The sequence below is a fragment of the Celeribacter sp. PS-C1 genome, from assembly GCF_019429625.1.
Lineage (GTDB): Bacteria > Pseudomonadota > Alphaproteobacteria > Rhodobacterales > Rhodobacteraceae > Celeribacter.
The window spans coordinates 74,690-96,916 of the sequence record NZ_JAHXRW010000013.1; the positions used below are offsets into that span (position 1 = coordinate 74,690).

At 59.9% G+C, this 22,227-nt stretch carries 23 protein-coding genes; 8 read left to right on the forward strand and 15 right to left on the reverse strand.

What is annotated here, in order from left to right:
- Positions 1-3: 3 nt before the first annotated feature.
- The 8 genes from phnL to phnG are packed head-to-tail and all read right to left on the reverse strand — an operon-like array spanning position 4 to position 5,758.
- Positions 4-687: a phosphonate C-P lyase system protein PhnL gene (gene phnL, locus J5Y17_RS16385; protein ID WP_219786624.1), complete on the reverse strand. Its 684-nt coding sequence runs from the start codon at positions 685-687 to the stop codon at positions 4-6.
- 4 nt (positions 688-691) lie between these two features.
- Positions 692-1,645, reverse strand: coding sequence for a CorA family divalent cation transporter (locus J5Y17_RS16390; protein WP_219786625.1), 954 nt, complete (start codon positions 1,643-1,645; stop codon positions 692-694).
- Positions 1,646-1,648: 3 nt separating this feature from the next.
- Positions 1,649-2,419 carry a phosphonate C-P lyase system protein PhnK gene (phnK, locus tag J5Y17_RS16395; RefSeq protein WP_219786684.1) on the reverse strand — a complete coding sequence of 257 codons (771 nt, stop codon included), beginning with the start codon at positions 2,417-2,419 and terminating at the stop codon, positions 1,649-1,651.
- A gap of 2 nt (positions 2,420-2,421) precedes the next feature.
- On the reverse strand, positions 2,422-3,297 hold the full coding sequence (locus J5Y17_RS16400; protein ID WP_219786627.1) for an alpha-D-ribose 1-methylphosphonate 5-phosphate C-P-lyase PhnJ: 876 nt from the start codon (positions 3,295-3,297) through the stop codon (positions 2,422-2,424).
- Entirely contained in the window at positions 3,290-3,613 is a 324-nt protein-coding gene (locus tag J5Y17_RS16405; protein ID WP_219786629.1) for a hypothetical protein, read from the reverse strand. The genes J5Y17_RS16400 and J5Y17_RS16405 overlap by 8 nt, the downstream gene beginning before the upstream one ends.
- Complete coding sequence (locus tag J5Y17_RS16410; protein ID WP_219786631.1) at positions 3,610-4,698, reverse strand: carbon-phosphorus lyase complex subunit PhnI; 1,089 nt, start codon at positions 4,696-4,698, stop codon at positions 3,610-3,612. Before J5Y17_RS16410 ends, J5Y17_RS16405 begins: the two co-directional genes overlap by 4 nt.
- The gene (gene phnH / locus J5Y17_RS16415; RefSeq protein WP_219786633.1) at positions 4,698-5,279 is read right to left on the reverse strand and encodes a phosphonate C-P lyase system protein PhnH; all 582 of its coding nucleotides are present in this window, start codon (positions 5,277-5,279) and stop codon (positions 4,698-4,700) included. Before phnH ends, J5Y17_RS16410 begins: the two co-directional genes overlap by 1 nt.
- A 14-nt stretch (positions 5,280-5,293) precedes the next feature.
- Positions 5,294-5,758 (reverse strand): phosphonate C-P lyase system protein PhnG, encoded by a 465-nt coding sequence (gene phnG / locus J5Y17_RS16420; RefSeq protein ID WP_219786635.1) that lies wholly within the window; start codon positions 5,756-5,758, stop codon positions 5,294-5,296.
- Positions 5,759-5,893: 135 nt separating this feature from the next.
- Here phnG and phnF point away from each other — a divergent pair, with 135 nt between their 5' ends.
- Both phnF and J5Y17_RS16430 read left to right on the forward strand, forming a co-directional pair.
- The gene (phnF, locus tag J5Y17_RS16425) at positions 5,894-6,607 is read left to right on the forward strand and encodes a phosphonate metabolism transcriptional regulator PhnF (RefSeq protein ID WP_219786637.1); all 714 of its coding nucleotides are present in this window, start codon (positions 5,894-5,896) and stop codon (positions 6,605-6,607) included.
- 107 nt (positions 6,608-6,714) lie between these two features.
- Positions 6,715-7,893, forward strand: a complete 1,179-nt coding sequence (locus J5Y17_RS16430) for an alpha-D-ribose 1-methylphosphonate 5-triphosphate diphosphatase (RefSeq protein WP_219786638.1) — start codon at positions 6,715-6,717, stop codon at positions 7,891-7,893.
- A gap of 9 nt (positions 7,894-7,902) precedes the next feature.
- Here J5Y17_RS16430 and J5Y17_RS16435 read toward each other — a convergent pair whose 3' ends face one another.
- From J5Y17_RS16435 to phnC, 5 genes are all read right to left on the reverse strand, one after another.
- The gene (locus J5Y17_RS16435) at positions 7,903-8,517 is read right to left on the reverse strand and encodes a chloramphenicol acetyltransferase (RefSeq protein ID WP_219786640.1); all 615 of its coding nucleotides are present in this window, start codon (positions 8,515-8,517) and stop codon (positions 7,903-7,905) included.
- A gap of 94 nt (positions 8,518-8,611) precedes the next feature.
- Complete coding sequence (phnE, locus tag J5Y17_RS16440; RefSeq protein WP_219786642.1) at positions 8,612-9,937, reverse strand: phosphonate ABC transporter, permease protein PhnE; 1,326 nt, start codon at positions 9,935-9,937, stop codon at positions 8,612-8,614.
- Positions 9,934-10,797 carry a phosphonate ABC transporter, permease protein PhnE gene (gene phnE, locus J5Y17_RS16445; RefSeq protein ID WP_219786644.1) on the reverse strand — a complete coding sequence of 288 codons (864 nt, stop codon included), beginning with the start codon at positions 10,795-10,797 and terminating at the stop codon, positions 9,934-9,936. The genes phnE (J5Y17_RS16440) and phnE (J5Y17_RS16445) overlap by 4 nt, the downstream gene beginning before the upstream one ends.
- A gap of 78 nt (positions 10,798-10,875) precedes the next feature.
- The gene (gene phnD, locus J5Y17_RS16450; RefSeq protein WP_219786646.1) at positions 10,876-11,775 is read right to left on the reverse strand and encodes a phosphonate ABC transporter substrate-binding protein; all 900 of its coding nucleotides are present in this window, start codon (positions 11,773-11,775) and stop codon (positions 10,876-10,878) included.
- 55 nt (positions 11,776-11,830) lie between these two features.
- A complete protein-coding gene (gene phnC, locus J5Y17_RS16455) occupies positions 11,831-12,670 on the reverse strand; it encodes a phosphonate ABC transporter ATP-binding protein (RefSeq protein WP_219786648.1) in 840 nt (279 codons plus the stop codon).
- 238 nt (positions 12,671-12,908) lie between these two features.
- Here phnC and J5Y17_RS16460 point away from each other — a divergent pair, with 238 nt between their 5' ends.
- Positions 12,909-13,967, forward strand: coding sequence for an AbrB family transcriptional regulator (locus J5Y17_RS16460; protein WP_219786650.1), 1,059 nt, complete (start codon positions 12,909-12,911; stop codon positions 13,965-13,967).
- Between the two features lie 15 nt (positions 13,968-13,982).
- Here the strand turns inward: J5Y17_RS16460 and J5Y17_RS16465 are convergent, their stop codons facing one another.
- Positions 13,983-14,987 (reverse strand): hypothetical protein, encoded by a 1,005-nt coding sequence (locus J5Y17_RS16465; RefSeq protein WP_219786651.1) that lies wholly within the window; start codon positions 14,985-14,987, stop codon positions 13,983-13,985.
- A 197-nt stretch (positions 14,988-15,184) separates the two neighbouring features.
- On the opposite strand from J5Y17_RS16465, the gene J5Y17_RS16470 reads away from it, so the two are divergent.
- From J5Y17_RS16470 to J5Y17_RS16480, 3 genes are read left to right on the forward strand one after another with little or no spacing between them, the layout of a single operon-like run.
- Positions 15,185-16,192, forward strand: coding sequence for a glycosyltransferase family 2 protein (locus J5Y17_RS16470; protein WP_219786653.1), 1,008 nt, complete (start codon positions 15,185-15,187; stop codon positions 16,190-16,192).
- A gap of 1 nt (position 16,193) precedes the next feature.
- Positions 16,194-18,419: a glycosyltransferase family 2 protein gene (locus J5Y17_RS16475; RefSeq protein ID WP_219786655.1), complete on the forward strand. Its 2,226-nt coding sequence runs from the start codon at positions 16,194-16,196 to the stop codon at positions 18,417-18,419.
- Positions 18,416-19,327: a hypothetical protein gene (locus tag J5Y17_RS16480; RefSeq protein ID WP_219786657.1), complete on the forward strand. Its 912-nt coding sequence runs from the start codon at positions 18,416-18,418 to the stop codon at positions 19,325-19,327. Before J5Y17_RS16475 ends, J5Y17_RS16480 begins: the two co-directional genes overlap by 4 nt.
- A gap of 15 nt (positions 19,328-19,342) precedes the next feature.
- Here J5Y17_RS16480 and rpe read toward each other — a convergent pair whose 3' ends face one another.
- On the reverse strand, positions 19,343-20,053 hold the full coding sequence (rpe, locus tag J5Y17_RS16485) for a ribulose-phosphate 3-epimerase (protein ID WP_219786659.1): 711 nt from the start codon (positions 20,051-20,053) through the stop codon (positions 19,343-19,345).
- Between the two features lie 228 nt (positions 20,054-20,281).
- Between rpe and J5Y17_RS16490 the strand changes: the two genes are divergently transcribed.
- Positions 20,282-21,124 carry an AraC family transcriptional regulator gene (locus J5Y17_RS16490; RefSeq protein ID WP_219786661.1) on the forward strand — a complete coding sequence of 281 codons (843 nt, stop codon included), beginning with the start codon at positions 20,282-20,284 and terminating at the stop codon, positions 21,122-21,124.
- Between the two features lie 71 nt (positions 21,125-21,195).
- The gene (gene deoC / locus J5Y17_RS16495; RefSeq protein WP_219786663.1) at positions 21,196-22,209 is read left to right on the forward strand and encodes a deoxyribose-phosphate aldolase; all 1,014 of its coding nucleotides are present in this window, start codon (positions 21,196-21,198) and stop codon (positions 22,207-22,209) included.
- Positions 22,210-22,227 lie beyond the last annotated feature (18 nt).

Below are 22,227 nucleotides of genomic sequence, written 5' to 3' on the forward strand. Positions count from 1 at the left end.
CGTTCAGGCCGCCTGTGCGGGGGTGAAATCGGAGACGTTGATCTCCCGATCCGCCACACGCTCGCGGGCGGGGGTGTCGTGGAAAATGCCGATAATCGCCGCCCCGCGTGCCTTGGCCTCTTCGATCAGGCTCAGCACCGTTTCGCGGTTGGTGGCATCCAAGGAGGCGGTGGGTTCGTCCAATAGCATCGCCGGATAGTCATGCGCAAAGCCGCGCGCGATGTTCACCCGCTGTTGCTCGCCGCCGGAGAATGTCGTGGGCGAAAGGCCCCAGAGGGTTTCGGGGATATTCAAACGCGCCAAGAGATCGCGGGCCTTGGCAAAGGCCGTTTCCTTATCCACGCCAACCGTGAGCAGCGGCTCAGCGACCACCTCAAGCGTCGGCACACGGGGCACGACGCGCAGGAATTGCGAGACATAGCCCAGGGTGGCCCTGCGCAAAGCGATGATTTCGCGCGGCTCAGCCGTGGCGACATCCGTATCCCCGACCCAGATATGGCCCGAGGCCGAGAGGTAATTGCCGTAGATCATCCGCATCAGCGTCGATTTCCCGGCGCCCGAATTGCCGGTGAGCGCGACGCATTCACCTGGCGCGACCTCGAATGTGGCGCCTTGCATGACCGGGATCACTGCGCTGCCCTGATTGTGGAGCGTAAAGGATTTGGAGAGGTTGTCGATCTTGATCATGAGATTACAGCCAGTTTTTCCATTTCGAGAGAAGGTAAGTGCCAAGCGCCGATCCGATCATAAGAGCGGTGGCGATCAGGTAGCCGTAGGGGCTGTCGAGGCCGGGGATGAAGGGGAAGTTCATCCCGTAAACCGAGGCCACCAAAGTGGGCGGCAGGAACAGAACGGCCACGACCGAGAGAATGCGGCTTGTGTCGTTTTGCTCCAGATTGATGAGACCCAGCATCACATCGGTCAGCTGCGCGATCCGGCCGGAGAGGAAATCGCCATGCACGGTGAGCGCCTGACAATCCTTGACCTGCGCCTTGAGAATGCTCGTCAGCGGCTTGTCCTTTTCGGCCTCAAGACCAAGCCCGAAGCTCGACAGAGCGCGTTCCACCGTCAAGAGTGCATGGCGGTACTTCGCGACCTGTTCACTTTGTTTGCCAAGCGCGCGCAGAGCATCCGCCAACTCGTCACCTCGTGGCGCGGGGTTGCGAAAGGCGATATGCGATTGCAGATCAACCGCCACCCCAACGCCTTCGAGCAAGTCGGCAAGGCGGGCGATGATCTCTTCGATCAGCCCCAGAAACACTCGCCGCCGCCCAGAACAGCCCGCACTCGATTGGCTTGCGTGGATGGCATAGGTCTCAAACGGGCGCGGCGTGTGATAGCGCACGGAAAAGAGCCGTTCCGGCGTGATCAGAAAGGCAACGGGGCCGAAAGACGGCTCCTTGTTACGGTCGAGCCCCGGCAGCACGATGGTCAGAACCTCGGTGTCGCCCTCGCGGTAGAGCCGGTTCGACACCTCGATCTCCTGCATATCCGCGAGCGTCGGAACGGAGACGCCAAGCGCCTCCACGGCCTCGACCTGTGCCGGTTGCGGGCTCAAAAGATCGATCCACAGAGCATCGGAAAGATCGACCTCATTGGGCAATTTCTCGAGGCCTGCGCCAAGGGATCGATAGGCGAAAATCATGTCTCAGACCTGCAAAACAGAGGAGACAAGAAGCTGCGTATAGGCATGTTGCGGGTCATCGAGCACCTGATCGGTAAGACCATGTTCGACGACATGGCCGGATTTCATCACCATCAGACGATCCGCCAAAAGCCGCACGACAGCAAGGTCATGGGTGACGATGATCGCCGACAATCCCATTTCCCGCACCAATCCGCGCAAGAGATCCAAAAGCCGCGCCTGCACCGAGACGTCCAGGCCACCTGTCGGTTCGTCCATGAAAACAAGCCGTGGGCCCGTCACAAGGTTCCGCGCGATTTGCAGACGTTGCTGCATCCCGCCGGAAAACGCGCTGGGTTTGTCATCGACCCGATCCTCATTGATCTCCACCCGGTCGAGCCAATCAATCGCCTGCGTGCGGATATTGCCGTAATGCCGCGCGCCGACCGCCATGAGACGCTCGCCGACATTGCCGCCAGCCGACACGCCCATGCGCAGCCCGTCGCGCGCGTGTTGATGGACAAAAGCCCAATCAGTGCGCGACAGCATCCGGCGCTCGGGCTCGGACATGGTGAGCGTGTCGACCATGCCCCGATCCCGCGTGTCGAACAGAACCTGCCCGCTGTCGGGCGGCAAATGCCCCGCCATGCAATTCAAAAGCGTCGATTTGCCGGAGCCGGATTCGCCCACGATGCCCATCACCTCGCCGGGATAGAGATCAAAGGACACATCGGAACAGCCGATCCTGTCGCCGTAGGTTTTGCGTATGTCTTTGACGGAAAGAAGCGGTTGGATTGTCATTCTGCGGCCTTCTCTAAATCATTAGAGGGGGAGAGTCGCCCGCGATGGCCCAAAGCCTGCCGCTCGGCGCAATAATCAGTGTCGGAACAGACGAACATCCGCCCGCCGTCATCGTCGATGATCACCTCATCGAGATAGGTGTGCTCCGCCCCGCAGAGATCACAAGGGTGGTTGGCTTTTGAGGGATCAAACGGATGGTCTTCGAAATCGAGGCTCACGACTTTGGTGTAGGGCGGCACGGCGTAAATCCGTTGCTCGCGCCCTGCCCCGAAAAGCTGGATCGCCGCCATCTCCATCTTTGGATTGTCGAATTTCGGGATCGGCGAAGGGTCCATCACATAGCGCCCTTCGACCTTGACCGGATAAGCGTAGGAGGTGGCGATATGGCCGTGTTTCGCGATGTCCTCATAGAGTTTCACATGCATCAGCCCGTATTCTTCGAGCGCATGCATCTTGCGCGTCTCGGTCTCGCGCGGCTCCAGAAAGCGCAACGGCTCCGGGATCGGCACCTGATAGACGAGGATTTGTCCCTCGGTCAGCGGCTCTTCGGGAATGCGGTGACGGGTCTGGATCACCGTCGCCTCGCGGGTTTTCTCGGTCACCGCAATCTCTGCGGTCTTCTCGAAAAACTTGCGGATCGAGACAGCGTTCGTGGTGTCATCCGCGCCCTGATCGATCACCTTGAGCACGTCCTCAGGCATCAAACAGGCGGCGGACACCTGCACCCCGCCGGTGCCCCAACCATAAGGCATCGGCATTTCGCGCGAGGCAAAAGGCACCTGATAGCCCGGCACAGCAATGCCTTTGAGGATCGCGCGACGGATCATCCGTTTGGTTTGCTCGTCGAGATAGGCGAAGTTATAGTCAGACATAGGCGCCTCCCAAACGCGAAGCCGCGCACTGCATATATTTCTGCTTACGGTGTATTTTATGAACGACCTTCCAGACCAACTTGTCTGTCAGGACACTAAAATTCTCAGTCAGTTCATGTGCGAGCAAATTTACGCGCATCCGAACCTTTTCGTGCTGTTGACCGGTTTGGGCTTTGGCATCATCGGGCTGATTTTTCATAACGCGAGCCACAAGCCAAAGTCCCGGAACTCTATGCTCGGAGATTCCGGTAGTCACACCAACGCTGGTTTCGATGGGTTTGATAGTGGCGGTGACGGCGGTTTTGACTGACTTCATTCTGCCGCCTCCTTCGCACTTGCGCTCGCAATCTCCGCGCGCATTTTGCGGACCAGTTCCATCTCGGACTGAAAATCCACATAGTGTGGCAATTTGATATGTTCGAGGAATCCGGTCGCCTGAATGTTGTCACAGTGATATAGGACGAATTCCTCATCATGCGCCGGGGAGTTCGAAACCTCGACGCCAAGCTCTTTCGAACGCAGCGAGCGGTCGACCAGAGCCATGGAAATCGCCTTGCGCTCCGTCTGGCCAAAGGTCAGCCCATAACCGCGCGTGAACTGCGGCGGTTCGACTTTCGAGCCCGCGAATTTGTTCACGGTTTCGCATTCGGTCAGTTCCACTTCGCCGATCTCGATGGCAAAGCCCAGTTCGGGGATGTCCATTTCCACCGCGACTTTGCCGATGCGCAGCTCGCCGACGAAAGCGTGGCTGTTGCCGTAGCCGCGCTGGGTGGAATAGGCCATCGACAGGATAAACCCCTCGTCGCCGCGCGTCAGCGCCTGCAACCGCAGCGCGCGGTTGGCGGGCAGCTCCAGCGGCTCGCGGGTGAGGTCCGGCGGGATCTCGTCCCCCTCTGCCTCGGTCTGGATCAGCCCTTCCTTGTTCAGGAAAGACGTCACATGCGGCGTCGGTTCAAGACGCGGATCAGCCTCTGCCGCCTTGGGCACCTCGCCTTCCGCCATGAGTTTAAAATCCAGCAAACGATGCGTGTAATCGAAAGTCGGCCCCAAAACCTGTCCTCCCGGCACGTCCTTGAACGTCGCCGACACCCGGCGGTCACAGGCCATTTTGTCGGTCTCGACCGGATGCGAATGGCCGATGCGCGGCAGGGTCGTGCGGTAGGCGCGGATGAGGAAAATCGCCTCGATCAGATCGCCGCGCGACTGCTTGATCGCCAGAGCGGCGAGATCGGGATCGTACAAAGACCCTTCGGTCATCACACGATTGACAGCCAGCGCGAGTTGCTCACGGATTTGCGGTACCGTGAGTTCCGCGACCGTGACATCGCCCCGGCGCTCTTCGGCCAACCAGGCATGCGCATTGTCGATGGCGCGCTCGCCCCCTTTGACGGCAACATACATCAGTTGGCCTCCATCATGTCAGTGACCTGCGTGCTGCGCGGAAGACCCGCGATCTGCGTGCCCGAGGTGAAATAGAAGTCCAATCCCAGCGGGAAGAGCATGGCGTTCATTTGAAACGGCTCCAAGGCGGGCAATGACAGGCTGGCCGTGGTTTCGATCCCCGGCCCCGTGAGCTGCGCACCGTCCTGAGACAGCGCGTCCATTTCAACGATCAGCGTCGTCGAGCGGTCGGGATATTCCGCCGTGCCGATGGGGAAAGCTGTCACCGGCTGCAACGCGTCCCAAGTGCCCAGCGCGAACATGGCTTTCGCGGGGCCAACAATGGGCGCGCCGATTTGAAAGGCGATCCAGTCGCGGATTTCTGGCGTGTCATGCGCGCCCATCAGGCAAAGCGGCGTTTCCGGGTCGCAGAGCGTCAGCAAAAGGCTCGCCGCCGCTTCGGACACGGGCGCGGGCGCTTGACCGCCTTTGATCTCATGGATAGTGCCGGGGCGCGCGAGGGCCTCCAAAGCGGCGCGAAACGCGCGGGCAGCGTCTTGCGGCGGGGTCGCGAAGGCACCGATCAGGCTTCGCTCACTCATTTGTTTTTCCAGCATTAATCCTCTCCCCGTACCATCGTAAAGAAGTCCACTTTCGTCGCAGCAGCTTTCGCGGCGCGTGCGGTGCGGGTAGCGGCCTGAGCCGCCTCCAGAGGCGCCAGAACCGCGTCGCGCAGCTCATCGGCGCGCGGCCCTTGCATCAACGCATCCACGAGTGCGGCTTGCTCCGCCTGCCGCTTGTCGCGCCCCTGCACATAGCCATGACCGACCTCGCCCGTCGCCAGCCGCAGAGAACAGCGCGTGACGGTCATTTCGCCCAGATTGAACGGCGCGCCGGTGCCGCCCATGCGGCCCCGCACCATGACGCCACCCACTTCGGGACGGCGCAGCCATTCGAACTTCGGCTGGTCCAATGCGCCCAGACGCTCGGCCAAAAGCGCGGCGTCGGACTTGGCCAAAAGCCCCATCCACGCCTTGCGCGCCTCCTGTTCGGGAGAGAGTACAGCCTCGGGTTTGCCCATCGTCGCCTCTTTTCATCCTGCGTTGTCTAGACATCTTGCAGAGTTGTCTAATTTACTATACAACTAGACAAATCATTGCTGATCCTTTGCTGTTCGGCAAGGGTAATTTCGTGAAACTTTGGTGACGGGACGCTCATGCCACGCACGCCAGTCTGGAAATCCATCGCGGAAACGCTGTCTGAGGAAATCGCAAAAGGGCATTACCGGCCCGGCGACAAGCTCCCGACGGAGGCCGAGCTGTCGTCGCGATTCGGGGTCAATCGCCACACGGTGCGCCATGCGCTTTCCGATCTCACCGAACGCGGCATCACCCGCTCGCGGCGCGGTGCGGGGGTCTTTGTGCAAAGCGCGCCGGTGGATTACCCTATCGGCAAACGTGTGCGGTTTCACCAGAACATCCGCGCCACAGGGCGCCTACCGCAGAAGAAAGTGCTGCGCATGGAAACCCGGCCCTGCGACCAATCAGAGGCAGAGGCGCTTCAGCTCACTTTGGGGGATCCCGTTTTGGTCTATGAAGGGCTATCGCTCTCGGGGGATGCGCCTGTTGCACATTTCATTTCGATCTTTCCCGAGGCGCGCACGCCGGGCCTTATGGCCGCTTTCGAAGAGATCAGCTCGGTCACCCAGGCGCTCAAATCCATCGGCATCGAAGATTACCTGCGCTCTGAGACCCGCGTCAGCGCCGAACGCGCCAGCGCCACCCAAGCCCTGCATCTGGGCCTGCGCGAAGGCGATCCGATGCTGCGCACCGTGAGCCTCAACACCACGCCCGAAGGCGTGCCGATTGAGCGGGGCCTGACTTGGTTTGCCGGCGAACGGGTCACGCTTTTGGTCACGCCCGATGAATAACCTTCGCAATTCTGTGAAAGATTTCAGTCGTCACGCGGACGATACATTGCCTGCGTAAAACAACCTGCAATGGCAAAACGCCAAAGGTCTTCTCGCAGGTATCCATCATGGCTCTTCTTCCGCCGCTCAGTTTCACAGGGGCCTCCGTGCTCTGTGACGACACGCTCCGCCTCCAGCCGCTCAGCATTGAGGACGGCTATATCGGTCACGGGCGCTTTCCAGAGGTGGACCTGTCGGGCTACATGATCCTGCCCGGCATCATCGACCTGCATGGCGATGCCTTCGAGCGTCACATCGCACCACGTCCGCGCGCGCCCTTCCCGATACGCTCTGGTCTCTCGTCGGCGGCGCGCGATGCCGCGGCCCACGGCGTGACCACCGCATGGTTCGCGCAATGCTGGTCTTGGGAGGGCGGCTTGCGCGGCCCGGATTATGCCGAGGAATTGCTGACGGAAATGCAGGCTTTCGAGGCCCACGCGCCCATCGACATACGTCTGCAAATCCGCTGCGAGACGCATATGATCGACAGCCGGGATCGGCTTTTGGCGGCGATCCGGCGCTTTGGCGTGGACTACGTGATTTTCAACAACCACCTTCCCGAAGCCATAGAGATTGCCAAGAAAGAACCACTGGAATTTGCCGCCTGGGCGAAGCGCGGCGGACGCACGCCGGAAGAGTTCATCAAGGTGCTGCGCGAGGCCAAAGAACGGAAATCCGAAGTTCCGCGCCACCTTTGGCAACTCGCCGAAGCCTTCGACACCCTGGGCGTCACCTACGGTAGCCACGATGATCCGGACGCAGAAACCCGGGAGCAGTTTCGCATCCTGGGCGCCCGTGTGGCCGAATTCCCGATCTCCGAGAAAGCCGCCGCCGCCGCCAAGGCGATGGGCGATCCGGTGCTGATGGGGGCGCCCAATGTGGCCCGTGGCGGATCGCAATCCGGCAATATCTCGGCACAGAAACTGATCGAACGCGGGCTTTGCGATGCTCTGGTGTCGGACTATCACTACCCGGCGATGATCGCCGCGGTCTGGGCCATGGTCGACAAAGGGCTCTGCGCCCTGCCCAAGGCCTGGGCGATGGTCTCGGCGAACCCGGCGCAGATCATGCGTCTGTCGGATCGTGGCACTCTGGAGCGCGGCAAGCGGGCGGATTTTGTCGTGGTCAACCAAGCCACCCGTGAGATCGAAGCCACAGTCGCAGGCGGGCGCATTGCCTATATGAGCGGACAAGCCGGGCAGCGATTGGCGCAGGCAGATCACCGGATGTCACTGGCTGCAGAATAGCGGCGGCGTTTATTCGTATTTTTCGAGAAAGGCTTCGGCCTTCAGGCTACGAAAATCCTCAAGTGCTGCCCTCAGCCGCTGGTGATCCCAATCCCACCAGCCAAGCACCTCGATCCGCTCGCCAATGCCATCTGCATAGCGCGGACGCATCGGCTGCGACGGCACACCTGCGACGATCATATAGGGCGGCACGTCTTTCGTGACGATGGCCCCCGAGGCGACGATGGCGCCATTGCCGATGGTGACCTCCGGCTTGATGATCGCGCCATGGCCGATCCATGTGTCGTGGCCAATCACGGTCCGCCGCGCAGATCGCGCTTTGAAAAACGCCGGATCGTCCTCGGCATCCTCCCAATAATAGGACGAGCGATAGAGGAAGTGATGCAGGGAGGCATTCTGATAGGGATGATCCGTCGGCCCGATGCGGGTGAAGGCGGCGATATTGGCGAACTTGCCCACGGTCGTGTTGGCAATGTCCGCGAATTGATCGCAATAGGCGTAATCCAGGAAGTCTGAATTCAACACCCGTGCGCCCTTGCCCACCTCGCAATAGGCGCCAAAGGTGGCATTATGCACCTCTGCGCCCTCATGAACAAAGGGCTCGGTCGCGCTCAGTTTCGGCATGTCTCACCTGTCAGAAATCTTGTGTCGCCTCCGGCGGGAGTATTGCCGCTGCAATGAAAAGGACAAGGGATGTCTTCATTGCAGCAGCAAATACTCACTCGCCCTTGATCAACTTGCGCCGCAGCCAGCCCGAAAAGCTGTCCATCGCCATCACCAGAAGAACGACAAGGATGATGTAATACGACACCTCTTCCCAGTCCTTATGGGTGATCATCGCCTGCGTCAGCAAAAGCCCGATGCCGCCGCCGGTAATTGCGCCGATGATGGTCGCGGAGCGGGTGTTGGATTCGAGGAAGTAAAGCACTTGCGACAGGAGCACCGGCACGATTTGCGGGATCACGCCGAAGCGGTAGCGTTGCAGCGGTTTGGCACCGGTGGAGGCGACGCCTTCGATCTGTTTGCCGTCGACGTTTTCGAGCGCCTCCGAGAAGAGTTTGCCGAAAGAGCCGGTGTCGGTGAAGAGGATCGCCAGCGCGCCGGTCATCGGCCCCGGCCCGAAGGCGCGCGACAGAAGGATCGTCCAGATCAGCCCATCGACACCGCGCAGGAAGTCGAACAACCGCCGCGCCGCCATACGGATCGCCACGAGGGGGGCAAAGTTACGGGCGGCAAGGAAAGCCAGAGGCAGCGCGATAATGGCGGCGCCAAAGGTGCCGAGGAAGGCCATAAGCACGGTTTCAAACAGGGCCCAAGCCACGTCACTATGACGCCAGATCGAGTTATTCCAGAAATCCTGCCACGCGCCGGTCAAGTTCGATCGGGTCGGGTCGATTGGGTCACCAAAGGCGATCTCGGAAAAGCTGTGGTCGTAATAAGGGCTGTCCAGCGTGAACCAGAACAGCTCCCAACCGAACTCATAGACGAAAACCTCGGTGCGCGCCTTGGTCAAGGTCAGTCGGGCGGCATCCGTCGCCACGGTCAGACGGTTTTTCGAATAGGAAATCCAGTCGGGCAGATCGGCGGTGTCGAGGTTCAACGACACGCCATCCGAGCGCGATTGCATGGCTTCGATCAGGCCAAAGCCGGGAACATCAAATCGCACGATATCGCCCGCGATCTCGATGCTTCCGCCGTCATCCAGCGCGATCTGAGTTACCTCCTCGCCCACTGTCACCCAGGAGGGGTAGTTTGTGGCGTCATAGGTGCCTTTACGCTCGCCCTCGACAGAAATCTCGATCTCGCCATTGCGGTTGTTGCGCTCGACATGGGTCTTGTAGCTGTAGGTGTCGGAGACCAGCGCGACGGCATTATCAAGCCGAGCGCGCTCGCGCAGGCCGATGATGTCGAAGGCAAAGAAAATATAGGTGAAATAGGCGAAGATCGCCAAAGGCACGGCCAGAGTGACGAGCCGTTTGCGGGCGATGAGCGTCGTGGCTTTGGACTGCATTTCGACGGGTGTGGCGGCGGTCGCAAGGCTCATTTGGCGGCTCCGTAGGTCATGCGGTTGCGCACGTAAGAGGACAGTTGATCAAAGACCATGATCGTGAGGAACAGGAGGATGAAAACCGCGGCGGCCTCATCGAATTTGCCCTTGCCCCAAGAAATCGCGTTCTTGAGCTCATAGCCGATGCCGCCCGCGCCAACAAAGCCGAGGATGGCGGAGGCGCGGATGTTGATTTCAAAGCGCAGCAAAGCATAGGAGAACCAGTTCGGCGCGACCTGCGGCACGAGGCCCAGCATCATACGCTGCGGCCATGTGGCGCCGACGGAAGCGAGGCCTTCGAGCGGTTTGAGATCGGCGTTTTCATTCACTTCGGAGAAGAGCTTGCCCAGCGCACCAACGGTGTGAAAGGCGATGGCGATGGCGGCGGGCACAGGGCCACCGCCCAAGATGAAGATCAGCACCAAGGCGATCACGATCTCAGGCATAGCGCGCATCAGGTCCATCATGCGACGGAACACCGGGATAAGGCGCAGCCAAGGCGCTAGACCCTGGGTCGAAAGCATCGACAAAAGCACCGCCCCCAAAGCGCCCAAGAGCGTCGCCACAGCGGCGATGTTGATGGTCTCGATCAGAGCCGGCAACGCGCGCAGCAGATGCCCCGGCAGGTTCGCGCGCTTTTCCCAGGCTTCCGAGATCACATCGGCGGGAAAGTCGAAGATATGCGGCAGACCGGGCAAAAAGCCTCCGGCGTTGCGGTCGTTGGCGATGCCAAAACCAGCAGCCATCAAAAGGACAAAGACCAAAAGCATGAGCCCGCCGTAAAGGCGGCGTTGGCGGGTGAGCGCCATGTAATGAGCGCGCGTGACGTCCAAAGACGCCGCAGTCAAATCGGCCATGTCGGGTGGTCCTGTCGGGAAGTCGTCAAAAAGGGAAGACCCCGCGACAAAGGGCGCGGGGTCTCATGTCAAAGGCGCTTAGTTAGATTTCGCCAGACGCGCCGCAACGATGGAGGCATAGGTGTCGTGATCGACCGGGATAAAGTCTTTCGCGTCGCCCGCAGCCACGCCGTAGGCGCAATCTGCATCTTCTTCCCAGAGGTTCGCGGTGATCTCGGTCACCATATCTTTCACGTCCTGCGGCAGCGCCTTGCGGAGCACAAAGGGGCCTTCCGGGATGATGTTGGATTGCCAGATCTGCACGAAGTCGTTCATGTCGACGAGGCCGGCATCCACAGCCTTGCGCAGCGCGCCGGAGTTGTAGCCGTCCTCCCATTCGCCCAGACCGTCGGCCCAGGTCACGCCTGCGTCCACATCGCCGTTGTTCACAGCGACGATGGTTTGCTCATGACCGCCGGTGAAGACGACATCGCCAAAGAACTCGCCCGGCACCATCGGGTAGCCTGCTTCGGCGATCTCGATGGAGGGGATCAGGTAGCCGGAGGTGGAGTTCGGATCGCCGAAACCGAAGTTCTTGCCCTTCAGGTCGTCGAGCGTTGTGACACCGCTGTCCTTACGGGCAAAGCCCACGGAATAGTAGCCGATGGAGCCGTCGAGGTTCTGTTTCACGAGCACTGGTTCGACAGCTTCCGCGTCGGCGATATAGGTGCCAGCGTAGGAGGACGCGCCCATCCATGCGGCGTCGATGGTGCCGCCCAGAAGGCCCTGCATCACGCCATTGTAGTCGGCCGGGGTGAAGATTTTCACTTCGACGCCCAGAGCCTCGGCGAGTTTGTCGGCAAAGCAGGAGTTCGACGCCACACGGTCCTGGGCGTTTTCACCGCCGAGGATGCCAAGACGGAATTCGGTGAACTCCTGAGCCTGAGCAGCACCCGTGAGGGCAGTGGTGGCCAGAACGGCAGCAAGCAGTTTTTTCATCTCTGTCTCCAGTTGGTTATTCCCGCGGATGTTCAAATGCGGGGATGAAAGGTCGTTAGATCGCGACTTCGGCGGCCCGAATTTCGGCCTTTTCCAAGGCTTCCTGGGCCAAAACCTCATGATCGCGAATTTCGGTGGATGTGGCGGCTTCGGAAAAATCCGCACCAGCGCCGTAGATGTCGCGCGCAACCCCAGTGGTGAGCTGAGCAGGTGTGCCATCAAAGACCACGCGCCCGTCGCGCATGCCGATGATCCGGTCGCAATAGCGCCGCGCGGTATCGAGCGTGTGAAGGTTGGCGATGACCATGCGGCCGTCCTCGTCATGGATGCGGCGGAGCGCCTCCATCACGGTTTGCGCGTTCATCGGGTCGAGAGAGGCGATGGGTTCATCGGCCAGAATGACTTTCGGGTCCTGCATCAGGGCACGCGCGATGGCGACGCGCTGTTGCTGACCGCCTGACAAAGCCTCGGCGCGTTTGGTGGCATGTTCGGAAATGCCAAGGCGACCGAGAATATCGATCGCCTTGTGAATATCCTCTTCGGGATAGAGGTTGAACATGGTCGCAAGCGTGGAACGGCGACCCAAGGTGCCATGCAGCACGTTTGAGACGACATCCATGCGCGGCACGAGGTTGAACTGTTGGAAAATCATTGCGCAATCGGATTGCCAGTCGCGCTTGTCCTTACCGGTGAGCGACAGGACATTGCGGCCCTCGAAATTCAATTCGCCCTCAGTGGCATCCGTCAAACGGTTCATCATCCGCAGAAAGGTCGACTTACCCGCGCCCGAGCGGCCGATGATGCCGATCATCATCGATCGGTCGACGGTGAAACTGACATTGTCCACGGCGGTGTTTTCGCCAAACCGTTTCGTCAAATGTTTCACATCAAGCATATCTGTCCCCTCGCGTGTTCGGCGGGGATAAAGCACAGGGTCTGAAACCACTGTGTGACAGGTCTGAAAAACTTTTGTGACGTCAGGTCTTTGGCAGATCGCCGGGGAAAAAGCCTCTCACGACTGCAAACCTCAGACAGGCTGCGCATGTCATGTGCAAAATCCCAAATCTCTCTGCCTTGCCCTTGCGAACAGCCACGTTATGTTGACGCGACGATAGGCCTCTCCGGGATCAGTTTTGACACAAGTCTCCAATAAGACACGCGCAACCCGCAACATTCTCACGCTGCTCATCGGCGCATTGGGCGGGACCGGGTTTTATATCGCGGGACTGCCCCTGCCGTGGATGCTCGGATCCATGTTGGCGATTTTTGTCTGTGTCATGGCTGGCGCGCCGCTTGAGACTTCCGGGCGATTTCGGCCCACCGTAATCCCGGTGATCGGGGTCATGTTGGGCTCAGGCTTTGACACGGAAACCTTTCACCACCTGAGCCAATGGGGCCTCTCGCTGGCCGGGCTTTCGGTCTATCTCGTCCTCGCCGCCGTTCTGGTCGTGCCCTTCTACATGAAGATCGGGCGCCTTGATCCTGTCACGGCGTTCTTCTCCGCCATGCCCGGCGGCCTCAGTGAGATGACAGTGATCGGCAGCGCTTTGGGGGGTGATGAAAAACGGATCATTCTGGCGCATGCCGGTCGCATCGTGGTGACGATCTCGATCATCGCATTGTGGTTTCGCGTCGTTCTTGGCTATGACGTGCGTGGCGTGCCGCTCCACGCGGAGGGGGAGAGCCTCACCCTGTTCAGCGGCGCCATCCTTTTGGCCTGTGCCGTTCTGGGCAACTTGATCGGGACCAAGCTCAAATTCCCTGCACCAGGGCTTTTGGGGCCGATGCTCTTGTCGGGCGCCGTGCATATGACGGGTCTAACGCATTCGTCGCCGCCGGGTCTCTTGGTGATCATCGCGCAGGTGGTTCTCGGTACGACAATGGGCTGTCGCTTTCGCGGTGCCAAACCGAAGCTCGTGGGGGAGATGCTTCTGCTGACGCTGGGCGGCACCCTGATCACCATGGGGCTGTCTTTGGGATTTGCGATGCTGTTGCACGGCGTGTTCGGCCAGACCATGGAACAGGTGCTCTTGGCCTATGCACCCGGGGGGCTGACGGAGATGTCACTCGTCGCTTTGGCGATGCACGCGGAGGTGGCCTATATCTCGATCCACCACCTCGTGCGGATCGTGATCCTTGTGGCCGTTGCGCCCTCATTGCTGACCCGCGTGGCGGAGCGGCTCAAATACTGAGCCACACTCGCATGGTCACTCGAAAAGCGTCACTGCCTTTTGTTCGATCACTGCGCGGCATTCCTTGACGAATTTCTTGTCCACAAGGAACTCGCGGCAAATCTTGTCCATCGACAACTCGCCTTTGAGCGCCTCTAGCCCGATCTGCGCCTGAAACGCCGGATCGTCCACCGGAGCTTTGGCATTGGCATTGGCTTTCTTGGCCGGAATAGGCGCAGCGCCGGGATCAATCGCGTGCCGCTTGATCAACCCGTCCATGAAGGACCCGCGCCGGGGCGTGTTGTTTTCCTTTTCCTCAAGCCGCGGCTTCATCCGACGCGCCCAGAAATGCACGCCGCGCGTGTCGTCTGTAAAGCGCTCTTCGGGTTTGAAGCGGCTCAGGATCAGGTGGTTCCGCTCCTTGAAACTCACCGGATAAAAGGCGGCTTCGGGAAGCGCATGTTCGATCTCGCCCGTCTCGATCAAGAAATGCGTCACAGACGACGGCCCGGTAAAGCCCCAGGTTTGCTCGGTCATATGCACCGGCGTGCCCGCATCGCGTTCGGCCTCAAGTTCGGCGATCTGTTCGGGCTTGAGCCAGGGGGCGATGGCATATTCGTCCTCGAAAAACTCCAACAGCCCATTGAGCGTTTTACTATCCGACGGCAGACCCAGAACCGCGTTGCACACCAGCCCCGGCTTCTCCCAACCGAAAACATAAGGCGAGCTGTAGTCGAAGGGTTTGTAGCAATACATATCCGCATCGACCCAAATCTTGTCGGTCTTCTTCAAAAGGTTGAGCCGCCACATATCGGCATGGATCGCCGGGCTGCCGGTGCGCGCGTGGCGCAACATTGGCTCGCCGGGGTAAATCTCGGCGGCGTCGGCGGTATGCACCCCCGGCGGAACATTCGGGATCGGCTCGTAGGAATAGAGCGTGATGTGATGGCCCTGATCGGCAAAGCTTTTCAGGCAAAGCTGTTCAAGCCAGCTCAACTTGCCGCCGATCCAAAGCGACGCAATTTCGGGTAACTTATCCATTCTGACTGATACCTGCTCTATCTCTAACGCGTGAGGCGGAACGCCTGTGTGCCTCTCTCGGGTCGATACCAGATGCATGGCGGAAAGGCCATGAGAGGATACCCGGCAAACTTGACACATACTGGGCCATGTGAGACCCCTTTTGCAACGAAATCAAGCGCGAAGGTCGCTTGAGACGCGTATGAGGACAGGTTGGTTTGAACACACTCGCGATCACATGCATCCGCGACGAGGGGCCTTGGCTTCTGGATTGGATCGCCCACCATCGGGCGGCAGGGTTCACACATTTCCTCATCGCCTCACATGATTGTTCGGATGGCACCGACAGATTGCTCGACGCGCTGGACGCTGCGGGGGTGGTCAGCCACCTGCCGTTTATCCCCGAGGGCGAGAAAGCCGTACAGTGGCAGGCGATGAAAAAGCTGTCCAAGCACCCGCTCTACAAAGAGGCAGATTTGGCGCTGTTTTTCGATGTCGATGAGTATCTCGTGCTGGAGGTGCCGCTTACGAAACTCTTGCCCGAAGAGGCCGACGCCATGCCGCTCAGATGGCATCTGTTTGGTAACAGCGGGCTTGGCACATGGGACGAGCGTCCGGTGACCGAGCGCTTTACAATGGCGGCGCCAGACGACGTCTCTCTGCCGCTCGCGCATTTCTTCAAAACCCTGCACCGGCCGAAAGCCTTTAAAGATCTCGGAGTGCATCGCCCGAAAGGCAAAGAGGCGCGCTGGATCACCGCCGCAGGCCGCCCCATGGCGCCGGATTTCGCCGCGCAGCAATCAAAGATCAATCTCTTTGGCCTGACCTCCAAAGGCGAACAGGCTTGGATCAATCACTATTCCACGCGCTCCATCGAGGAATTCCTTCTCAAATCCCAGCGCGGTCTGCCCAATCATATGGAAAAACCCGTGGGTGCGGGCTATTGGGCGGAGCGGAATTTTAACACCCTCGAGGATACCCGGATCGCACCGATGCGAGAGGCTGCAGCAATAGCCCGTGCCGCGCTGTCGGAGTTCGACGATCTGCATGCGGAGACGGTGGCCTATCACCGCGCGGCGCTCAAACGCCTGACATTGCGGCGCGAGGTGATCGAATTGATGTGGCAACTGACGCTCATGGGAAGCTCGGTCGCTCCCGGCCCGACCCAATTGGCAGCGCATCTGGCGCGGCTCAAGGCGCTCAAGACCGAGGACGGACAGGCCTGATATGGCGCAGTTTGAGAGACATCACATCCAGTCGCGCGACCTCGGCATGGCGGTGCTTTTGGCCGCCGTTCAGACGGGGAACGCAGGCGCGCATCTGTTTTTCACCAAAGGCTCCGAGGTCAGCCCCATTGTGGCCCAGAAGCTTTTGGACACAGCAGAAACGCGCAGCGTAGGCGATGCGCCGTGGCTCACCGGGCGCATCCCAGCGGGCGGCATTCAGGCGTTTTTCAACAGCGAATTGAAGGACATCGCCCCCGAGGCACCAAAACCCTCGCTGATGGCTGGGCGCAATGTGGCGCTGGCCACGCGCAATGGCGAGACGGCGGAGACGGTGCTGGACTGGCTGGGCTATCACGTCAAACATCAGGGCCTGACAGGCGCGGTCATTCTGGATCGTGCAGAACCGGGCACAGATGAGGGGTTTGCCGAAGCACTGCAAAGCGGCCTGAAAAACTTCGGCGATCTCGCCGTGCTTCTGGTCGATTGCGATGTGCCCTTGGGACAGGCCGACAACGCGCCGGAGCACCACCCCTTTGTCACTCCGGGCGCACCGGGCAAAGACCGAATGAAAGTGCCGCCCCCCGACCCGTGGTCCGCGCCTTTGGGCGATGTGTTGATCTATGAGATGCTCCGGCACCTCTTTCTGACCAAAGCTCGCGCGGTAGCGAATATCGAGGTCTATGACCTTGTGCCCCGCGATCCGCGCGGCACGATGTTCGATCTGGTGCAAACCGCCAAGGGCGGCGTGGTTCAACTCGTCGGCCAGCAATGCTACCCGTGGCGGGTGCGTGACGACGATCCGGTGCGCTTTGCCGATCATATCTGTGTCCAGTTCGACGCCAAGAAACGCCGCGGCCGTTGGTGCGCCGCGATGGCGGCACTTGACGATCAGGCCGTATTCCGACTGGTGCGGATCGGCGGTGTCGAACCGGAGGTGGCCTATCCGTTTTACCGCTTTATGGCGCTTCGCCACCGCGCAGCAACCGTGTCGAAAATCGTGCCCAAGGCCTCGCTGATCGAACACGCGCCGCTGATCAAAATGTCGGAGACGGAATGGGATCACAAACCGATCCTCATGCCGCATGAAGAGGTGGAACAGCCGCCCAAGGGCGACAACTCGGTCGCCATCGTGACCTGTATGAAAAACGAGGGGCCGTTCATCCTCGAATGGCTGGCCTATCACCGCGCCATCGGGATCGAGAGTTTTCTGGTCTACACCAACGATTGCACGGACGGCACCGACACCTTCCTCGATCTGTTGCAAGACAAAGGCTACGTCCAGCACCGCGACAACAAGTTTCACGGCACGGGCCTCAAACCGCAGCACCATGCGCTTCAGCAGGCCGAGAAAGAACCGGTGATCATGGAAAGCGACTGGGCGATTTCCATGGATGTGGACGAGTTCATCGACATCAAGGTGGGCGATGGCACGATGACAGCGCTCTTCGATGTGGTGCCAGACGCGAACCTGATTTCCTGCACTTGGCGGCTCTTTGGCAACAACGATGTGCATGAGTACGAAGACCGGTTCCTGATCGAGCAATTCTTCCGCTGCGCGCCTGAATTTGCCAACAAACCGCATCAAGCCTGGGGGTTCAAAACCCTCTTTAAAAACGTCGGGTTGTTCAAGAAACTGGGCGTGCATCGCCCGAAAGGCCTCAAGCCACAGATTTGGGACAAGATCCGCTGGTACAATGGCTCCGCCAAACCCATGCCCGAGGGCGAATACCGCAACGCATGGCGTTCGAATGCCTCGACCTATGGCTATGACGTGGTGCAACTCAATCACTACGCTGTGCGCTCTGCCGAGAGTTTCCTCGTGAAACGCGACCGGGGCCGGGTGAACCACGTGGACCGCGACCAAGGCCTCGCCTATTGGTTCCGCATGAACAACAACTTCGAGGAAGAACGCTCGATCCAGCGGATGATCCCGAAACTTCAGGACGAATTCGACCGACTTTTGGCCGATCCCGACATTCGCGCCATGCATGAGGCCTGTGTGCAGGCCCATAAGGAAAAGATCAAAGAGCTGCGCGCGACCGAGAACTACAGCAATTTCTACACTGAGCTAACCGGACCACGGATGGAGAAACTCAGCCGCATGCACCGCCATTTCGGCGCCAACGTCTTTCTCACCGGCCCGGAATGTGTGCCTGACGAGGTTCTTGAGCGCGCGGGCGAGGAGAAATTCTTTTTCACCGTAGAACGCGGGGAGACGGCACATTGAATGACGCGACAGAGACCGAAAAACCGCGTGTAACGCTGCACATCGGCGTGCATTTTGCCACCACTCAAGATCTCCAACGCTCCGTCTCCGCGAACCACGCGCAGCTCAAGAAACATGGCGTGCATGTCCCCGCCCCCCGCCACGCTTGGAGAGTGATTTCCAAGATGCTCGAAACCCTCGACGGCCTGCCGCCGATTGCTGCGGAAGAGGCGCAAGTGCGCAGCGCCCTTTTGGGCACATCAGAGGCGCAGCATCTGTTTCTGGCCGACGCCCGCTGGGCCGCGCCGCTGCGCGAATCTGTCGATGGTGAGATACTCTACCCGGGCATCGGGGACCGCGTCGCTGCCGTGGCAGAGCTATTCTCCGAAGCAGAGCTTCAGATCAGTCTGGCGCTGATCAATCCGGCGATTTTTCTGCACAACAGTTTTGCGTCGGGCACTGCGCCGCGTCTGCTCAGTACGTTCGTGGACCAGGTCGCCCCGGAAAGCCTGCGTTGGCGCGACACAGTGGCGGCCTTGCGCGCCGCCGTGCCCGATGTGCCCTTGCTGATCTGGGCCGAAGAGGACGCTCCGCTGATTTGGCCGACCGTCATGAGGCATCTGTTTCATCTGCCGCCGGAGGTGCCGGTGGCCGGACGCATTCTGCCGCTGAAGCCCTTGCTTTCACAAGAAGGCTTTGAGCAGCTGAAATCCTCTTTGACCAGCCACCCGCCGGAAACACCGGTGCAATATGAACATGTCATCATGGCGTTCATGGAAAAATACGGCCGAGAAGAGGCTCTGTCGCCGCATTGCGACATCCCCGGCTGGGATGCCGAAGACATCGATATTTTGACCGCTCACTACGAGGAAGACCTCGAAGCGCTGGCTCAGGAAGAGGGTATCACCCTCCTCCAACCTGTCTCATAAACGTCTGGACTTCGATCAGCGTGCAGCTTCTGCGGCGGCGCGGATGGCACGGATGTTGTCGCCGTAGGGGATCGGGTTCACGACCGAGCCGCCTTTGAACACCGCAGAACCCGCGACCAACGCGTCGGCACCCGCAGCGGCCACCAAAGGCGCCGTGCTCGGGTCCACACCACCGTCGATCTCAATGTGGATCGGGCGGTCGCCGATCATCTCGCGCAGTTGTTTGATCTTCTCGATCTGGGAATGGATGAACTTTTGCCCACCAAAGCCGGGGTTCACGGTCATCACACAGATCAGATCAACCATATCCAACAGGTACTCGACGCCTTCCGCAGGCGTCCCCGGATTGAGCGCTACGCCCGCTTTCGCGCCATTGGCGCGGATCGCCTGCATGGTGCGATGAATGTGCGGGCCCGCCTCAACATGGGCGGTGATGAAATCGGCACCAGCCTCTGCGAAGGCCTCGATATACGGATCGACCGGAGCGATCATGAGGTGCACGTCCATCACCGTCTTGATATGCGGGCGGATCGCCTTGCACATCGCCGGGCCGAAGGTCAGGTTCGGCACGAAATGTCCGTCCATGACATCGACGTGGATCCAGTCGGCACCTTGGGCTTCGACAGCTTCGATCTCTTGTCCGAAATTCGCGAAATCGGCGGCAAGGATGGAAGGGGCGATCTTGATCGAGCGCTCAAAGCTCTGGCTGGTCGTCGTGCTGGACATGGGGCGATTCCTCAAACTGGCAGTCTTCGCGCAGCATCTAACCCGTTTGCCGCCCCCTGTCACCTTTCCTCTGTTTCGGCACGGAAGAGCCGGCGTCAGAGCCCGTGACCGGCGACTTCTTGCCAGCCATGCTCGCGAATGCAGCAAATCCTCCCCCACCCCTCATTTCCCGTTCAAAAATAAAGGAAAGGTCACGAATCATCCGAAAACATGTGCTAGCTTTCCGTCATGGATATCACCCAATTGCTGCAGTCCGACATTTTGAGCAAAGGAGAACAGTTTCACTTCTCCCGCTCCGTCCTGTCGCGTGCGCGCCCTAAGGCACTGCACGATCAGGATTATTATGAGCTGTTCTGGCTGCACAACGGACGCGCGCGCCTTGTGACCGAGACCTCCCAGATGAAGCTGACCGAGGGCGATCTGGTATTTCTCGCACCGGGGTTTCCTCATGCGCTTCAGGGCGTCGGCGAAGAGAGCCATATCGTTAACATCATCCTCAAGCGCAAACGGATCAAGGAACTGACCGACCGCTTTCCAGAAGTGGCGCAATATTTCCCGCCCCCCGGATCGCTTCCGGTCCAAATCCACCGCGACATGCGTCATTTGTCGCGCCTCTCGACCTCTGCCAAGGCACTCGAAGCCGCGCCGCGCAGCTCGCTTTATCTCGAGGCCTTTCTTTTGCCGCTGGTGGCCGAGTTATTGCTCGAGGCGCGCGATGAAAACGCCACCATGCCCGTCTGGCTCAGCGAGGCTTTGATCCGCGCCGAAGACCCTTCTGTGTTCCGCGAAGGGGCCTCGGGTCTCGTGGCGCAATGTGGCAAAGCCCACGCACATGTGGCGCGCACCATGCAAATGCATTTGCGGCAGACACCGTCGGATTACATCAACGCGCGACGCATGGAATTCGCCGCGCGTCAACTCAAGGGCACGCCGGATTCGCTCGCTGAGATCGCCGATGACATTGGCATTCACAACATGAGCCATTTTCACCGCTTGTTTCGGGCGCGTTTCGGCATGACGCCGCGTCAGTATCGCGTCAAACATCAGAAGGGCGTCGTTCAGCCCGTTTGACCAAATGGTCAATGATTGCCAAATCCCTCTAAGCATGCAAGCTTGCACCCAAGTTAAAACGGAGCTTGCAGATGAGCACACCCGATATGACCGCGCATGCCACAGGCCTCGTGACGGAAAAGGCGCAATTGCCGCAAGTGCATGAACCGCGCAATCCGGGCATGGAACTGGATTTGGATATCGTCGAACGCCAACGCGTCAATACCTCCGCCGTGGAGCGGCGCTGCGCCACGTTGCCTGGCCGGCGGAGCGTGAAGAAAGATCACCAAGCGGCCTGGCTGCTGAAAGCGATCACAATGATCGACCTCACAACGCTGGCGGGCGATGACACAGCGGGCCGCGTGCGCCGCCTTTGTGCCAAGGCCGCCCATCCCGTGCGCGCCGATCTTCTGGATGCGCTGGGGATGCCCGCGATCACCACAGGCGCGGTCTGTGTCTATCACGATATGGTCGAAACCGCCGTGGAGGCGCTGGACGGCACGGGCATTCCTGTCGCCGCCGTGTCCACCGGCTTCCCGGCGGGTCTCTCGCCCTATCATCTGCGGGTCAAGGAGATCGAGGAAAGCGTCAAGGCAGGTGCGAAAGAGATCGATATCGTGATCTCGCGGCGTCACGTCCTGACCGGCAATTGGCAGGCGCTTTACGACGAGATGCGCGAGTTCCGCGCCACCTGTGGCGAGGCGCATGTGAAGGCCATTCTCGCCACCGGCGAGCTGGGATCACTGCGCAATGTCGCGAAAGCCTCGCAGGTCTGCATGATGGCAGGCGCGGATTTCATCAAGACTTCGACCGGCAAGGAAAGCGTCAACGCCACCCTGCCCGTCTCTTTGGTGATGCTCCGCGCGATCCGTGACTATTATACCCGCACCGGCTACCGCATCGGCTACAAACCGGCAGGCGGGATTTCCAAGGCGAAAGATGCTTTGGTCTACCTGTCGCTGATCAAAGAAGAGCTTGGCGATCATTGGCTGTCGCCGCATCTGTTCCGCTTTGGCGCCTCGTCTTTGTTGGGCGACATTGAGCGGCAGTTGGAACACCATGTGACCGGGCAGTATTCTGCCTCGTGGCGTCACGCCATCGGATGAGGTCGGACATGAGTATTT

What these genes read in the sequence shown, in the direction of transcription:
- phnL (WP_219786624.1), bottom strand. Translation starts at nt 687, where the DNA reads ATGATCAAGATCGACAACCTCTCCAAATCCTTTACGCTCCACAATCAG.
- J5Y17_RS16390 (WP_219786625.1), bottom strand. Translation starts at nt 1,645, where the DNA reads ATGATTTTCGCCTATCGATCCCTTGGCGCAGGCCTCGAGAAATTGCCC.
- J5Y17_RS16400 (WP_219786627.1), bottom strand. Translation starts at nt 3,297, where the DNA reads ATGTCTGACTATAACTTCGCCTATCTCGACGAGCAAACCAAACGGATG.
- J5Y17_RS16405 (WP_219786629.1), bottom strand. Translation starts at nt 3,613, where the DNA reads ATGAAGTCAGTCAAAACCGCCGTCACCGCCACTATCAAACCCATCGAA.
- J5Y17_RS16410 (WP_219786631.1), bottom strand. Translation starts at nt 4,698, where the DNA reads ATGTATGTTGCCGTCAAAGGGGGCGAGCGCGCCATCGACAATGCGCAT.
- phnH (WP_219786633.1), bottom strand. Translation starts at nt 5,279, where the DNA reads ATGAGTGAGCGAAGCCTGATCGGTGCCTTCGCGACCCCGCCGCAAGAC.
- phnG (WP_219786635.1), bottom strand. Translation starts at nt 5,758, where the DNA reads ATGGGCAAACCCGAGGCTGTACTCTCTCCCGAACAGGAGGCGCGCAAG.
- phnF (WP_219786637.1), top strand. Translation starts at nt 5,894, where the DNA reads ATGCCACGCACGCCAGTCTGGAAATCCATCGCGGAAACGCTGTCTGAG.
- J5Y17_RS16430 (WP_219786638.1), top strand. Translation starts at nt 6,715, where the DNA reads ATGGCTCTTCTTCCGCCGCTCAGTTTCACAGGGGCCTCCGTGCTCTGT.
- J5Y17_RS16435 (WP_219786640.1), bottom strand. Translation starts at nt 8,517, where the DNA reads ATGCCGAAACTGAGCGCGACCGAGCCCTTTGTTCATGAGGGCGCAGAG.
- phnE (WP_219786642.1), bottom strand. Translation starts at nt 9,937, where the DNA reads ATGAGCCTTGCGACCGCCGCCACACCCGTCGAAATGCAGTCCAAAGCC.
- phnE (WP_219786644.1), bottom strand. Translation starts at nt 10,797, where the DNA reads ATGGCCGATTTGACTGCGGCGTCTTTGGACGTCACGCGCGCTCATTAC.
- phnD (WP_219786646.1), bottom strand. Translation starts at nt 11,775, where the DNA reads ATGAAAAAACTGCTTGCTGCCGTTCTGGCCACCACTGCCCTCACGGGT.
- phnC (WP_219786648.1), bottom strand. Translation starts at nt 12,670, where the DNA reads ATGCTTGATGTGAAACATTTGACGAAACGGTTTGGCGAAAACACCGCC.
- J5Y17_RS16465 (WP_219786651.1), bottom strand. Translation starts at nt 14,987, where the DNA reads ATGGATAAGTTACCCGAAATTGCGTCGCTTTGGATCGGCGGCAAGTTG.
- J5Y17_RS16475 (WP_219786655.1), top strand. Translation starts at nt 16,194, where the DNA reads ATGGCGCAGTTTGAGAGACATCACATCCAGTCGCGCGACCTCGGCATG.
- rpe (WP_219786659.1), bottom strand. Translation starts at nt 20,053, where the DNA reads ATGTCCAGCACGACGACCAGCCAGAGCTTTGAGCGCTCGATCAAGATC.
- J5Y17_RS16490 (WP_219786661.1), top strand. Translation starts at nt 20,282, where the DNA reads ATGGATATCACCCAATTGCTGCAGTCCGACATTTTGAGCAAAGGAGAA.
- deoC (WP_219786663.1), top strand. Translation starts at nt 21,196, where the DNA reads ATGAGCACACCCGATATGACCGCGCATGCCACAGGCCTCGTGACGGAA.